This window comes from Flavobacterium laiguense (assembly GCF_003097655.1).
GTDB lineage: Bacteria > Bacteroidota > Bacteroidia > Flavobacteriales > Flavobacteriaceae > Flavobacterium > Flavobacterium laiguense.
Genome location: NZ_QCZH01000008.1, coordinates 87,851 through 103,132, shown reverse-complemented (window position 1 = coordinate 103,132; position 15,282 = coordinate 87,851). Strand labels below are relative to the sequence as shown.

At 33.0% G+C, this 15,282-nt stretch carries 10 protein-coding genes; 8 read left to right on the top strand and 2 right to left on the bottom strand.

Going from position 1 to position 15,282, the window contains the following annotated elements; all coding sequences use genetic code 11:
• Positions 1-66: 66 nt before the first annotated feature.
• The 8 genes from DB891_RS09465 to DB891_RS09430 all read left to right on the top strand — a co-directional run bounded on the left by DB891_RS09465 (position 67) and on the right by DB891_RS09430 (position 11,858).
• Complete coding sequence (locus DB891_RS09465) at positions 67-786, top strand: hypothetical protein (RefSeq protein ID WP_116762887.1); 720 nt, start codon at positions 67-69, stop codon at positions 784-786.
• 437 nt (positions 787-1,223) lie between these two features.
• On the top strand, positions 1,224-2,765 hold the full coding sequence (locus DB891_RS09460; protein WP_116762885.1) for a hypothetical protein: 1,542 nt from the start codon (positions 1,224-1,226) through the stop codon (positions 2,763-2,765).
• Between the two features lie 437 nt (positions 2,766-3,202).
• Positions 3,203-3,667 carry a DUF1569 domain-containing protein gene (locus tag DB891_RS09455; protein ID WP_116762883.1) on the top strand — a complete coding sequence of 155 codons (465 nt, stop codon included), beginning with the start codon at positions 3,203-3,205 and terminating at the stop codon, positions 3,665-3,667.
• 707 nt (positions 3,668-4,374) lie between these two features.
• On the top strand, positions 4,375-4,752 hold the full coding sequence (locus tag DB891_RS09450) for a hypothetical protein (RefSeq protein ID WP_116762881.1): 378 nt from the start codon (positions 4,375-4,377) through the stop codon (positions 4,750-4,752).
• A 162-nt stretch (positions 4,753-4,914) separates the two neighbouring features.
• A complete protein-coding gene (locus tag DB891_RS09445) occupies positions 4,915-7,092 on the top strand; it encodes a TonB-dependent receptor plug domain-containing protein (RefSeq protein ID WP_116762879.1) in 2,178 nt (725 codons plus the stop codon).
• A 637-nt stretch (positions 7,093-7,729) separates the two neighbouring features.
• The gene (gene gcvT / locus DB891_RS09440; RefSeq protein WP_116762877.1) at positions 7,730-8,812 is read left to right on the top strand and encodes a glycine cleavage system aminomethyltransferase GcvT; all 1,083 of its coding nucleotides are present in this window, start codon (positions 7,730-7,732) and stop codon (positions 8,810-8,812) included.
• A 10-nt stretch (positions 8,813-8,822) separates the two neighbouring features.
• Positions 8,823-10,859, top strand: coding sequence for a carboxy terminal-processing peptidase (locus DB891_RS09435; RefSeq protein WP_116762875.1), 2,037 nt, complete (start codon positions 8,823-8,825; stop codon positions 10,857-10,859).
• A 288-nt stretch (positions 10,860-11,147) separates the two neighbouring features.
• A complete protein-coding gene (locus DB891_RS09430; RefSeq protein ID WP_116762873.1) occupies positions 11,148-11,858 on the top strand; it encodes a YebC/PmpR family DNA-binding transcriptional regulator in 711 nt (236 codons plus the stop codon).
• 153 nt (positions 11,859-12,011) lie between these two features.
• Here DB891_RS09430 and DB891_RS09425 read toward each other — a convergent pair whose 3' ends face one another.
• Positions 12,012-13,052: a PLP-dependent cysteine synthase family protein gene (locus DB891_RS09425; RefSeq protein ID WP_116762871.1), complete on the bottom strand. Its 1,041-nt coding sequence runs from the start codon at positions 13,050-13,052 to the stop codon at positions 12,012-12,014.
• Positions 13,053-13,125: 73 nt separating this feature from the next.
• The gene (locus tag DB891_RS09420) at positions 13,126-15,186 is read right to left on the bottom strand and encodes a S9 family peptidase (protein WP_116762869.1); all 2,061 of its coding nucleotides are present in this window, start codon (positions 15,184-15,186) and stop codon (positions 13,126-13,128) included.
• Positions 15,187-15,282: the final 96 nt, after the last annotated feature.

Genomic DNA, 15,282 nt, shown 5'->3' with positions numbered 1-15,282 from the left:
CCCCAAAGCTCGTGTAACAACGAAACGTTCTGATAGCGTTAACACAATTAATTCAAATCAGCCAAAATGAAGAGACATACCCTATCAATAGTTGATGATTCAATACAAGATTACCGATTTATTGCCGATTTATTGCCCGATTCAGAATCGCGTTTAGATTCTATCGAAATGAAACACAAACCTCTTGGGGACTCCCGTATTCCGTATAGAGACTTAACTAGCGCTGGGAGCAAAAGAGAAAGCATAGGTCAACTCATTGACAAACTAGATGTTGAAAAAAGCATTCGATACCAAAGAACCGTAGAAGACACCTATTGTAATGTGTATTCATACGATTATTGCCATTTCTGCAAAGTATACCTTCCTACTGTTTGGTGGACAGATGAATCTCTGGAAAAAATAGTGCAAGGACAAGCCGTAGAAGCTATTTTTGAAGAAACCGTTGATCGCATTTATTCGAGTGCCATACACGATTGGTTTTTAAAATTTGGAGCTGATTTTGGTTGGGAAAGAATGTTTACTGCTGATGAAATCCAAAATAAAGTAAACACCAACGGAGGTATTGGAATAATTTGTGCCAAAAGAAAAGAAAAAGGACTCTCTGGACATATCGTTCCCGTTGTACCCGAAACAAATTTGCATAGCGCCTACAGAGAGAATGGTGTAGTCGTATATCCGCTGCAATCACAAGCGGGAAAAGTGAATTACAACTACTTTTCGGAAGTAAAAAAAGATTGGTGGAATGATGAGCTATATTCCTCTTATGTATTCTATTACCATGAATAAATCGAAAAGCTAATCTTACTTCTCAAATATTTTTGATTATTATTGATTTTCAACACATTAACTACTTGGAAATAACATAATAATGAAGTACTTTTGCAACTTAGAAAAAACAAGAATAGCAAAAGCTGTAATCACGCCATTCCAACACCTAAACTATTGACACAAAAGCGATTAAAAACAATGCTGATTTTATAACAACCTTATAAAATTAAGCTTTTCATCAACCGTTCAGTCGATACTAGTGCAGAATTTCTAAAACAGAAATATAATTCCTATAGTTTAAAAGTAAAAAGTGTTTTTTTTTAACGGATTCAAAACAATTATGTTCAATCCATCAAAGAAACCTTAAACTTGATTTACAGTAGATTACACAGTATTTCTAAATAAAAAAAACACCTTTTAAAAGATCAATTAACCATAAAAAACAATTAGTATAAATGAACGAAAATCAGACAAAAAAATATTATTGGGGAATTGGATTAGAAAACGAAACCTACATGCAGTTTGAAGAATCCTTAATAGTAACTGGTGAATTTATACAAGAAAAAATTGGTTTTGAGAAATACAGTATTGATTACAGGAAATGTTATAAACCCGAAAGCATAGCTCCTATATTGAAAAAAGCTTTTGGCTTGAATGAAAATTATAAAGTGAGTAGAATGATTAATAGTCATTCCCTAGAAAAACTAGATATAAACTACCAGCATAAAACAGTATCAGCAGTAAAATCATTAGTTGACACTACTGAAACCGATGAAGTGGTACCACCAATAGAAAACCCTGAATATCTAGGAAAATCCATCATGGAACTTTTTCTTGAGGATCAACCTTACAACATTCAAAGTATGATTACCCAAAGGAATAAAACGATGGGATCGGTACATTTTGATGGCGATTCTATCGAATTTGTTACCAAATATTTTGAAAATCGAACAATAGCAGATTCCTGCAAGGAACTAAAAGCCACCAAAAAGTTATTCCTTGATAAAATCAATGAATCCTCCGTATTAAATGGAAAACTGAATTTTCCAGATTACAATAATGGCCTTAATATGTTCATGACCAATCAGGAAAACCTTGTTTTGTTCAATAATGGCACCTACCATTTTCACATTACGTTGCCTTCATTAACCGAAGACAGTAGGATTGTAGACTACAATGATTTTGACAAAACACACGCTAATGCAATTTATTTGTTGCAATGGTTTGAACCTTTTTTTATAGCCACTCTAGGAAGTCCCGACATTATGGGAGTCATAAGTGATAAATACAATTTAGACAAAAAATTCACTTTAGGTTCTATGAGAAACGCCATGTCTCGTTACATAGGCGTAGGCACCTTTAACAAAGCGATGCCTAAAGGGAAAATCTTAACGTACAAAGTGGATGATTTTAGAAAGTTACTAAAGTTTGAAAAAGAAGATAATATTTGGTGGAGAGATCAGATTGAAGTAGACATGGAATATGAATTGCTTTCGGAAGTGGGTCTTGATTTCAATCAGGAAAAAATGTACCAAAGTGGTTTTGAATTTAGAAGCTTTGATGAATTTCCGGCAGAATACTTAAATGATGTACTTTTCTCTATTATTCTAATCTGTGAACATGCTCTAAATCTACCGAATGTTCAATGGGGACATGATAGTGTAGCTTGGAATAATTTAGTTTTCAAAACTTTAAAAAACGGTTATTTAACTGAAATTAATTCAGACGAAAAGAACGAAATTTTAGATTTACTACAACTGTTAGATCCATCTGACAGCAACTACAATACACTCAAGGCCGAATTTGAAGCTATAGTAATGTTGGATGAATTTTTCTTTAAAATTTTGGCAATTTTACATGATAGATACAAAGACAATAATATTTGTTTAGATTCTATGTATGGACAAAAAACAAGTTCTCCTCCTAAATGGAACAACTTTAATAAATACCAAACAGAGCAACATTTGCAACAAATAGGGTCTTTCTGCAACAATTAAAGCCGCTATGTTAAGCATTAGAATGGTCTTTCTGCAAGGTTGCAGCACTTATTTATTAGCCACAAATTACACTAATTAGCACTAATTAATTTGTGAAAATTTGTGTAATTTGTGGCTAAAATCTTTTTAGAAGCTAAAGCAAAATGCACTAAAGTACATAGTTTTAAACTATATCTGAGACCAATAAAGTATGTGATTTGAATAATTTCCACATAGATTAGATAGATTAAAAAGTTTTACCACGTCCCGAAGTTTCGGAAGTGTGGGTAAAAAATATCAGTCACGAATTACACAATTTTTTTAAACTTTTTTTTATAATTTAAAGAAATTAGTACTAATTCGTGTAATTCGTGGCTAACTCTTTTTAAATAAATCTATGCAATCTGTGACTAAAAAAAATCATACATTTATGGGGTAATAAACTATTAAATATACCCATGGAAAAACTAAAAAAGCTAATACAAGATTTGGAAAGTAAAATTCCAAATCAAGAAATACTCAATCCTACAATCTCAAAATCATCAGTTGGCTGGCATATTGAGCATACATTATTGACTATGAACTTAGTCATTGAAGCCTTGCAAAAGTCAAATCCAGAAAACTACAAATGGACTTTTAACTTCTATCGCATTCTAGTATTTACCATGAATAAAATTCCGAGAGGAAGAGCCAAAGCTCCAAAAGTGGTTCAGCCCAAAGTAGATTTCAATACAGAATCTTTGAAAATCCATCTCGAAAAAGGAAAAACAAAATTAGCCGATTTAAATGCAATCGGTAGTGGAAATTATTTCGAACATCCTTATTTTGGTCATTTAACTTTAAAACCAACCATAAAGTTTCTTGAAATTCATACCAATCATCATCTGCAAATTATAAACGATATAATAAAAAGTAGGCGCTAAACTATTTCAAAAAAGAGAGATTCAATATAACCCCAGATTCCGCATTAGAAATCTAATGCATGTAAATTCTTCTTCAAAACCAAGTATTTACTCCTAATTTTAAAATCGAAAGACAAAAGTATTAGCTCATTAGTTATTATTCATTTTGGTATTCACTGAACTTCGTTTCCCTCTTTAAAAATAGTCCGTGAGCACTTGTTTTTATTGAATAATTCAGCTTCGTAACGAAGTCCAATGCGGAATCTGGGATAATACAACAGAACTAGTATCCAATAAACCCCATTCGATAATCTTCAAAGAAGATTATCGAATGGGGTTTATTTATTTGCAACAACAAAATAAGCAGTCCATTTTTACCCCTGCAAAACATTCTCTCTAAGACAAACGCTTATGGCTGATCCCAAAATAACAACTGGATTCCATAAAAAAAACGCAACTTCCTACAATTTAATTAGACCGGAAAAAGCTTCTAAAATCATCTCCGAAAACATTTATTAAAAAAATTAATATGTTCGAACACAAATTTTGGGTTATTAATTTGTCATTGTGAAATATATTCCTAAATTAACCATTCACAAGGCTTTAGAAAACCAATTAAATGTATTCTTTTTTAGTCAAAAACAGCAGTTATTGTTGGTCATCTTTTTAAAATAATATACATTTAATACTTTTTTCAAAAAATATATATCTTCAATTTTGGAACAAGTATGACAAAAAAAATAAAGACAATTTCACTGATATTCATCACCGCGTTTTACGTATTGGAATTACTCTTTATATTCTCGGGTACATTGATAGAAAACATACAAGAAACCAGAATTCAAAATCAAATAAAGAAAACGGAGTTATCTACTGAAATCCAAATTTCACTCCACCAATGGCACCAAATTACCAATAAGAGAGAGATAAAAATCGATGATGCTTTTTATGATGTCATTTCATTTAAAGCCAATTCTAAAAATGTATCTGTTACTGTGGTAGAAGACGATCTTGAAAACGAACTTCGCTCCTATTTAGACAATTTTTTATTAAAAAGAATAATAATTCAGCCGATAAGAAAACCTCTTTCAATCCCTTTAATTTAATAACCCTAATAAACGAAGAAAAAACAAACCATTGGTGTCTCTATACACTATTTCCACTGAAAGATAATCTGTTATTCTTAGTCAAAAAAAGCAATAAAATAATAATAGACCTTCTCAAACCACCATGTTAATTTATTTGTTGACAGCTTAAAATAACATAAAATGAAAAAAATATTCAATTTAGTGACATTTTTTGTCGCTATAACTGGTTATTCGCAAATTGCTTCGGACACCACAAAATCAGTTAAATTAAAAGAAATAAACATTCGTTCTGAACGCTATTCAAAAACAACTCAAGAGATTGAGCGCATTTCCCAAAAAGAAATCGAACTGCAAAAAAGTCAAAATACGGCTGATTTATTGGCTAGCACAGGAACCATAACCGTTCAAAAATCACAACAAGGAGGTGGGAGTCCCGTACTTAGAGGGTTTGAAGCTAACAAAATTCTACTGTTGGTAGACGGTATCCGCATGAATAACCTTATTTACAGAGCAGGTCACCTTCAAAATGTAATCACAGTAGATGAAAACATGTTGGAACAAATCGATATTCTTTTTGGCCCTTCATCCACAATTTTTGGAAGTGACGCCCTTGGCGGAGCCATCAATATGAAAACCAAAAATCCAATATTCCTACCACAAACCAATAACAAATTGTTTTCTGGAAATGCTATGACCAACTACAATAGTTCTAACGATGGATTGACGGAATATTTCGATTTTAATTTTGCAGGCAAAAAATGGAGTTCTCTATCTTCTTTCTCATACAACAATTACGGAGATTTACGCATGGGCGCTAATCCAAGAAATGAATCTTTTGGGGAACGTCCTAAATATGTAGAAACAGTAAATAATGTAGATAATTTGGTAACCAACAACAATCCCCTTATCCAAAAATTCTCAGGATACAAACAATACAATGCCATGCAAAAGGTTATTTTTCAGCAGGATGAACACACTCAGCACAGCTTAAACTTGCAATATTCAACTTCCTCAGAAGTTCCCAGATACGACCGTTTGACAGACCCAACTGGTTCAGGATTGAAATATGCAGTTTGGAATTACGGACCACAAAAAAGATTCCTTTCTGCTTATAAATTTTCAAAAGACAAAGCGATATTTAATAGCAATATGAATTTAGGATTGAGCTATCAAAATATAATAGAAAGCAGAATTACCCGAAAATTCAACAATGACAATACTAAAAGTCAAGTTGAAAAAGTAAATGTTTTTGCTTTCAATGCCGATTTCCGTAAAAAACTCGGCAAAGGAGATTTTTTGTATGGAGCCGAAATTTTTTATGATGATTTAAATTCAAGCGCGACAAATTCAAACCGAATCACAGGAGCCGTAACCCCAACGGATACCCGATATCCAAATGGTGAAAACCATACTTTCAGATCTGACCTCTTTGCTACCTACAGTGCCAACATCGACGAAACCACTTTTTACAATTTTGGTGCAAGAGCGGGTTATGCTGCATTAAAAAGTACCATTGAGGACAATTCATTTTTCAATCTTCCTTATAATACCATCGAACAAAATAACTTTACCTATAGTGGTACTGCCGGGATCGTGAAAAATAGTAGAAGTACCAAATTCATATTCAACTTAGCCTCGGCTTATCGTGTCCCAAATGTGGATGATTTAGGAAAACTCTTCGAGTCAGCGCCCGGAACTTTGGTTATTCCTAATTCAAACATCAAACCAGAAAAATCATTAACAGCAGATTTAACTGTTGCTTTAGGCCAAGGAAGAAAAGTTCAGTTTGACAACACTTTCTATTACACCCGACTGTTTGATGCCATCATTACAGATCATTTTCTATATAACGGACAAAGCTCTGTAGTCTATGAAGGAGTGCAAAGCGAAGTTTTTGCCATGCAAAATAAAGGGAACGCTTTTGTAACTGGTTTATCATCCACTTTAAAAGTGACCATCACAGCACCTTTGAAAGCTTATGGTACAGTGAATTTTACCAAAGGAGAAATTATAGAAGACTCCGGAAATAAACCATTAGATCATATACCCCCTGTTTACGGAAAGATAGGCTTGAAATATCAAAAAAAAATAATGGATCTTGATCTTTATATGCTTTTCAATGGCAAAAAAAATATCGACGATTACTATTTAAACGGTGAAGACAACGAACAATATGCGCCTATAAGTGGAATGCCAGCTTGGCAAACTTTCAATTTTAAAAGTGCTTTTGCCATCAATGAAACACTGTCTGTATACGCTGGTCTTGAAAACATCTTCGATTTACAATACAGAACTTTTGCATCGGGTATGAACGCATCGGGCAGAAATGTTTCAGTAGGCGCCAAATTCCATTTTTAGACAACGGCATTCTTAAGAGATTATTTTCCATAATAGTCAAATAGCACTAATCCTTATTTGGAATTAGTGCTATTTTTTTGCTAAATGAAAAAACGGAACAGTTGATACATTCTGATAGCTATACAGAATAACATTAAGGCCAATTATATAAAACATTATACATTGTTGTTAATCGGTTGCTTTAGCTGCTCTCTTATGTAATTAATCCTTCGTACGAAGAACAAAAAAATATTTTTTATACACTTTATTAGCGAAGTTTGTCACGACATCCCAAAATTATTACTAAAAGCACAATCCTATTTCCAGTAGCGCTAAAATCGTAATAAAATCAATGTTTATTCCTTATAATTAAATAACGTTTCAATTGCCTTCCTATAGACGTTAATTAAAATAATTGATTCATAAACAGTTCGCAAATTCATGGATTGAATTTAACTTTCCCGTCACAATCTTTTCAATAAAAAAGGTAAAAAAAGATCAAAAACAGATAATATTAGACAACAAAAATCAAATTCCTATTCCGCTTTAATATTCAATAGTTTATAAATTTAAAATATATTCTTTTTCAATGTTTATAGGCTTTGCCACAAAAAATAAAAGCCATAAATTAGCAGTCTAATTTTATATAAAAAAAACAATGAAAAATACTGCTTTAACGCACATACATGAGGGTTTGGGAGCGAAAATGCTACCGTTTGCTGGATACAATATGCCAATTCTTTATGAAGGGGTAAATGCTGAACACGAAACGGTTCGAAATACAGTAGGTGTTTTTGATGTATCTCACATGGGGGAATTTATTCTCTCTGGTCCAAATGCATTGGCTTTAATACAAAAAGTAACTTCGAATGATGCAGCAACGTTAACAATAGGCAGAGCACAATATTCTTGTTTACCTAATAATGAAGGTGGAATTGTAGATGATTTAATTATCTATAAAATGAAAGAAGAACAGTATTTACTAGTTGTAAATGCATCGAATATTGATAAAGATTGGGATTGGATTTCGGCTCATAATGATTTGGGTGTAGATATGAGAAACTTATCCGATGATTATTCTTTATTGGCAATTCAAGGACCTAAAGCCGTTGAAGCGATGCAAGCTTTATCATCTATTGATTTAGGAGCAATTACCTATTATCATTTTGAAGTAGCTGATTTTGCTGGTAGAGATAATGTAATCATTTCTGCTACTGGATATACCGGATCAGGAGGTTTTGAAATCTATTGCAAAAATGAAGATGCAGAACACATTTGGAATAAAGTCTTTGAAGCAGGAGCTGCTTATGGAATTAAACCAATTGGTTTGGCTGCGCGTGATACTTTGCGTCTAGAAATGGGGTTCTGTTTATACGGAAACGACATTAACGACACTACTTCTCCACTTGAAGCTGGATTAGGATGGATTACAAAATTCAATAAAGAATTCACCAATTCTGAGAATTTAAAAAAGCAAAAAGAAGCTGGTGTAACGAAAAAATTAGTAGCTTTCGAAATGCAAGAACGCGCTGTACCGAGACACGATTACGAAATAGTAAATGCTAGTGGTACTGTAATTGGAGTTGTAACTTCTGGAACCATGTCACCTTCCATGAACAAAGGAATTGGATTAGGCTACGTAACTACTGAAAATAGTACTATTGACAGTGATATTTTCATTAGAATTAGAAAAAATGATGTTGCTGCCAAAGTAGTAAAATTGCCTTTCTATAAAAAATAAATTTTTTTAAATGAACAAAATTTCACTCGTACTATTCTTGTTCACCTACTCACTATTTGGACAAAATAGCAATTCTACATGTGAAATTCTTTTTAAAATAAATACGCTTATTCAACAAGAGCATATTAATCCAAAGCCGGTAAACGATAGTTTATCGGCTTATGTTTTTGATAACTTAATGAATGAGCTAGACCCATCAAGAAACATCTTTTACAAATCACAATTTGATGCTCTTTCAAGTAAATACCGTCTCCATTTAAATGATTATATTCTAAAAAAAGACTGTTCTTTTATATCCGAAATCAAAGCACTGTATAAAACTAATCTTGAGAGAAACAAACTCATTTTAGAAAAAATAAATAAAGAAACCCTTGACTTCAGTCAAATAGACACAATCCGATTCAAACAAAAAAAATTTAGCTTTTACGTTCAAGAGAGTGACGTTGAGAAAGTTTGGAGAAAAAAAATTCGTTACGAAGTATTAAATGACATTTCAGGAAAAAGCAAAAATTTAGATTCTATAAAAAACAATTTCAACTCATTACTGACAAAATCCAAGAAAACAATTATCGATAACGAACTTTGCAAAGTTAATGTCTTAATAAAAAGCGAAAAACCTTTTGAAGACGGTCTTTATAATATCTATTGTGGCTATTTTGATCCCCACACCAATTATTTTAGCAACGATTCCAAATCTAGTTTTGTATCTACTTTATCCAAAGAACATCTTTCAATAGGTTTAAACGTAAGTCTTAACAGTAAAAATGAAATCATTGTAAATGAAATCGATCCAAATGGCCCAGCCTTTAAAACTGGAAAAATCAAGAAAGGAGATCAAATTTTATCGGTTTCCAACCAAAAAGAAACTTTGCAAGTTTCTTGTGCCTCTATAGAATCCATTTCAACTTTATTAGGTTCAGAATTAAACACTAGCATTACACTAACTTTAAGAAGAAACGCAGGAAAAATTTTTAAAGTTAACATACAAAAGCAAGTTTTAAAAGACGAAGAAAACACCGTGTATAGCTTTGTTATTGATAAGAATATCAAAATTGGATATATAAAAATCCCTAGTTTCTATTCCGATTTTGAAGGCCGTAGCAGCAAAGGGTGTGCGCAAGATGTTGCCAAAGAAACCATTAAACTAATGAAGGACGACATCAAAGGACTAGTTATTGACTTAACTGACAATGGCGGAGGATCAATGGAAGAAGCCATAAAATTAGCTGGTTTATTTATTGAGTCAGGACCAATCTCAATATTGGTAGATAATAAAAAAAGATTATCCGTGATAAACGACCCTTATAAAGGCGTGATTTACAAAGGCCCTGTTATCATTATAATTAACGGAAACTCTGCCTCTGCAAGTGAATTTTTCGCCTCTATAATGCAAGATTACAATCGGGCTCTTTTGATTGGCAGCACTTCTTTAGGAAAAGCCACCATGCAAACCATTGCCCCTTTAGAAAAAAATGATGATCAAAATTTTGTAAAATTAAGCATCAGTAAGTTTTACCGAATAACCGGAAAAAGCCATCAAGCAGTTGGTGTAATACCAGACGTGCAAATCCCTACTATATATCAAAGCGTTTTTCAAAAGGAAAGTGAGTTCCCTACCGCCATACCAAATGACAGTTTAAATACACATGTTCGATTTAAAACCTATGTGAAAAATAGTTTAATAGACGAATTAGCGCAAAAAAGCGCAAAAAGAGTAGCGGAAGACCCTTATTTTAATTCGGTAAAAGTGCTGAATTCTAAAATCGATTTGGTCGTCAACAAATCAAAGTTAGAAATACCGATGACTATAGATAGCATTTTTGAAGAACAAAATAACATTTCTAATTTATGGGAAGAAATCAACAACTTTGACACCCAAGATTTGAATCTAAATGTATCCAATTCTAATTATAATAAATCATTACTTATAATTTATCCTTCTGAAAAAGAATACAATCAAATGCAATTGGACGCCTTAAAATCGAACCATTACCTCGATGAAGCAATAAGAATCATCGAAGACTTTAAAGCATTAAAAAGAAACTAAAAAGAAACTATTCAGCAAGTTTTCAGTCTCAGTTTTCAGTTTTCATCCCAAAATGTGTGTGTTTTTTTTAAAATAACTCTAAAATAAACTCACTTTTTCACAAATATTATTAAGAAGGCGAATTATATTGTTTAGGAGCAACCCTGAAAACTGCGACTGTGACTGAAAACTTTAACCTGAATGGATATTTTAAAAGAAATTTCGAATATAATTCTCCAAAAGATTATAAATTGATTTTGGAAAAATAAGGAATAGCTGTATTTTTGCAGTTCAAAATAACAAAAAGAAATGGGAAGAGCGTTTGAGTTCCGAAAAGGTAGAAAAATGAAACGTTGGTCAGCAATGGCCAAAGCATTTACCAGAATTGGTAAAGATATAGTAATGGCGGTAAAAGAAGGCGGTCCAAATCCAGAAGCTAACTCTAGATTAAGAGCCGTGATTCAGAACTCTAAGGCAGCCAATATGCCAAAAGAGAACGTAGAACGCGCCATAAAAAAAGCAATTGACAAAGACACAGCCAACTATAAAGAAGTATTGTTTGAAGGATATGCTCCACACGGAATTGCCCTTTTGATTGAAACGGCCACAGACAATAACAACAGAACAGTTGCCAATGTTAGAAGTTATTTCAACAAATGCAATGGAACAATGGGAACTCAAGGATCTGTTGAGTTCATGTTTGATCATACCTGTAACTTTAGAATCCCTGCAAAAGGAATGGATCCTGAAGAATTAGAATTAGAATTAATCGATTTTGGTGCCGAAGAAGTTTTTGAAGACGAAGATGGTATCTTAATTTATGCCCCTTTTGGAAGTTTTGGAACGATACAAAAAGAACTTGAAAACAGGAATATAGAGATTCTTTCTTCTGGCTTTGAAAGAATCCCTCAAATAACAAAAAAACTTACCGAAGCTGAAATGGCTGACGTGGAGAAACTAATCGAAAAAATGGAAGAAGATGATGACGTGATGAACGTATATCATACTATGGAAGAGTAGATTTCTGATTTTAGATTTAAAAAACATAAGCCATAAAAAAACTCCAGAGCAATCTGGAGTTTTTTTTTATGCTAACAATACGTCTAAAAAAAAAGACTCCAAAGTAACACCTTAAAGTCTTTATTCTATTACCTATTTGTCTATTATCTCTATTTATTTAATAAATTCAATTTTTTGGGCTTCTTCCTCATTAATACTATCGAAGAAACCTTGATCATTCATCCATTCATCACTGAATACTTTACTCATATAACGAGAACCATGATCTGGAAAAATAGCAATTACATTACTGTTTTTATCAAACTCCCCTTCTTCTGCATATTGCTTAATCGCTTGCATTACCGCTCCAGAAGTGTATCCAACAAACAAACCTTCTTTTCTGGTTACTTCTCTTGCTGCGTGAGCACTTTCTTCGTCAGAAACTTTGATAAATTTATCAATGATATCAAAATCTGTTGCCGATGGGATTAAATTTTTACCTAAACCTTCTATTCTATAAGGATAAATCTCATCATTATCGAATTCTTTGGTTTCATGGTATTTTTTCAAAACCGAACCAAATGCATCAACACCAAGTATTCTAATGTTAGGGTTTTGCTCTTTCAAGTATTTTGCAGTTCCGGAAATAGTTCCTCCAGTTCCACTACAAGCTACAAGGTGGGTGATTTTTCCATTAGTTTGTTTCCAAATTTCTGGCCCTGTAGATTTATAATGCGCATCAATATTCAATTGATTAAAATATTGATTGATATAAACCGATCCTTTTGTTTCCTCATGTAACCGCTTGGCTACATTATAATACGAACGGTCATCATCGGCAGAAACGTGGGCAGGACAAACATATACTTTGGCCCCCAAACTTCTTAACATATCAATCTTATCTTTGGATGATTTTGAACTTACGGCAAGAATACAATTGTATCCTTTTATAATGCTTACCATAGCTAAACTAAAACCTGTATTACCAGAAGTAGTTTCGATTATGGTGTCACCTGGAGACAAAATACCTTGCTTTTCTGCTTCTTCGATGATGTATAAAGCTATTCTGTCTTTCGAAGAATGTCCTGGATTAAAGGATTCTACCTTAGCGTAGAAATTACCTTCTAACTCTTCAGTGACTTTATTTAGTTTAATAAGTGGTGTATTACCTATTAATTCTAAAACATTATTATAAGCATTTATTTCTTCTTTCATAAAAAAATAGTTTATCTATAGGTATTTTTTCAATTCACCCCGATATGATGCAAATCTAACAAAAAAATTCTAATTACTTTTGTATTTTTTCTAAATCTAGTAAAAAACTGTACTCTTTGGCCAATTCCTTAATCGCTTCAAAGCGTCCAGAAGCACCTCCATGCCCCGCATCCATATTGGTATCCAAAAACAACAAGTTATCATCTGTTTTCAAAACCCTTAATTTGGCTACCCATTTAGCTGGCTCCCAATACTGTACCTGAGAATCATGCAAACCAGTAGAGATATACATGTTAGGATACCTTTGAGCTACAATATTATCATAAGGAGAATAAGACAACATATAGTCATAAAATTCCTTAACATTAGGATTTCCCCATTCGTCATATTCACCAGTAGTAAGCGGAATACTATCATCAAGCATAGTCGTTACTACATCGACAAAAGCCACTTGAGCAATTACTCCATTATACAATTCGGGTGCCATATTAACCACCGCTCCCATTAACAAACCTCCGGCAGAACCGCCTTCGGCATATAAATGTTGTGCAGAAGTATATTTTTCGGCTATTAAAAACTTGGAGCAATCTACAAAATCGGTAAATGTATTTATCTTTTTCAATAATTTCCCATCTTCATACCATTGTCTCCCCAGATCTTCTCCTCCACGAATATGTGCTATGGCAAAAACGAATCCTCTATCCAACAAAGTCAATCGAGTCGACGAGAATGTGGCATCCATGGAATGACCGTAAGACCCATAAGCGTACTGAAGCAAAGGATTAGTACCATCTTTCTTTAATCCTTTTCTATAGACCATAGAAATAGGTATTTTAGTTCCATCCTCTGCAGTTGCCCAAACACGTTCTTCTGTATAATTATTTTTATCAAACTTCCCGCCAAGTACTTGTTGCTCTTTCTTGATTTCTTTGGTTTTGGTTTTCATGTTAAAATCAATAATAGAAGATGGCGTTGTCATAGACTGATATCCATAACGCAATACATCCGTATCAAAATCAACATTAGAACTTGTATAAGCCGTATAGGTTTCGCTTTCAAAAGGAAGGTAATACTCCCCTTCTCCACTCCATGGCATAATTCTAATTTTATTCAGACCGTTCTCACGCTCTTCAACCACTAAAAAGTCTTTGAATATCTCAATATCTTCCAGTAAAACTTCTTTTCTGTGTGCAATTACTTCAACCCAATTGGCTTTTGAAGTTTTGTTTACCGAAGTTTTCATCAATTTAAAATTCTCTGCTTTATCCTTATTGGTCATAATATAGAAACTATCACCGTAATGATTGATGCTGTATTCCAATCCACGAACCCGCTTCTGAAATATTTTAAATTCCCCATCCGGATTATCGGCATCCAGAATTTGATACTCCGTTGTAAGTGTACTACCGGACTCTATGGCTAAATATTTTCTGGATTTAGACTTTGCGATTTCAACATTAAACGTTTCGTCTTTTTCAAAATAAACCAAAACATCGTCTGCTTGTTTTGATCCTAACTTATGCTTGAAAATTTTATCCGAACGCAACGTAACATCATCTTGATCCGAATAAAATATAGTTTTATTATCATTAGCCCAAACCGCGCTTCCCGTAACATTTTCTATTTTATCTTCTAAAATCGAATTGTCTTCAAGATTTTTGATTTGAATGGTATAAATGCGTCTTCCAACAATATCATAGCTAAAAAGAGCCATTTTATTATCGGGACTAATACTCAAAGCTCCCAGTTGAAAATAAGGCTTATCCTTGGCCATTTCGTTACAATTAAACAGTATTTCTTCATTTGCCGAAAGGCTTTCTTTTTTTCGGGAATAAATGGGATAATTTTGCCCTTTTTCAAAACGGGTGATATAATAATACCCATTGTACAAATAAGGAACCGATTGGTCGTCTTCCTTAATTCTGCTTTTCATTTCCTCAAATAATGCTACTTGAAAATCTTTGGTATGCGCCGTTTTCGCTTGATAATACGCATTTTCCTGATTCAAATATTCAATAACTTCAGGATTCTCTCTGTCATTTAACCAAAAGTAATTATCAACTCTAATCTCTTTGTGCTTTTTTAGCTTTTTTGGAATAATCTTAGCTACTGGAGGTTGTATGATTTCTGGCATCGTTGGCGCTGTTTGTTTAAAATATAATTACAAAAATAGTATAAAGGCAACTAATAATTAATGCACTTAAACAAAATACTTTATAGTTATAAACTA

What these genes read in the sequence shown, in the direction of transcription:
- DB891_RS09465 (WP_116762887.1), top strand. Translation starts at nt 67, where the DNA reads ATGAAGAGACATACCCTATCAATAGTTGATGATTCAATACAAGATTAC.
- DB891_RS09460 (WP_116762885.1), top strand. Translation starts at nt 1,224, where the DNA reads ATGAACGAAAATCAGACAAAAAAATATTATTGGGGAATTGGATTAGAA.
- DB891_RS09455 (WP_116762883.1), top strand. Translation starts at nt 3,203, where the DNA reads ATGGAAAAACTAAAAAAGCTAATACAAGATTTGGAAAGTAAAATTCCA.
- DB891_RS09450 (WP_116762881.1), top strand. Translation starts at nt 4,375, where the DNA reads ATGACAAAAAAAATAAAGACAATTTCACTGATATTCATCACCGCGTTT.
- DB891_RS09445 (WP_116762879.1), top strand. Translation starts at nt 4,915, where the DNA reads ATGAAAAAAATATTCAATTTAGTGACATTTTTTGTCGCTATAACTGGT.
- gcvT (WP_116762877.1), top strand. Translation starts at nt 7,730, where the DNA reads ATGAAAAATACTGCTTTAACGCACATACATGAGGGTTTGGGAGCGAAA.
- DB891_RS09435 (WP_116762875.1), top strand. Translation starts at nt 8,823, where the DNA reads ATGAACAAAATTTCACTCGTACTATTCTTGTTCACCTACTCACTATTT.
- DB891_RS09430 (WP_116762873.1), top strand. Translation starts at nt 11,148, where the DNA reads ATGGGAAGAGCGTTTGAGTTCCGAAAAGGTAGAAAAATGAAACGTTGG.
- DB891_RS09425 (WP_116762871.1), bottom strand. Translation starts at nt 13,052, where the DNA reads ATGAAAGAAGAAATAAATGCTTATAATAATGTTTTAGAATTAATAGGT.
- DB891_RS09420 (WP_116762869.1), bottom strand. Translation starts at nt 15,186, where the DNA reads ATGCCAGAAATCATACAACCTCCAGTAGCTAAGATTATTCCAAAAAAG.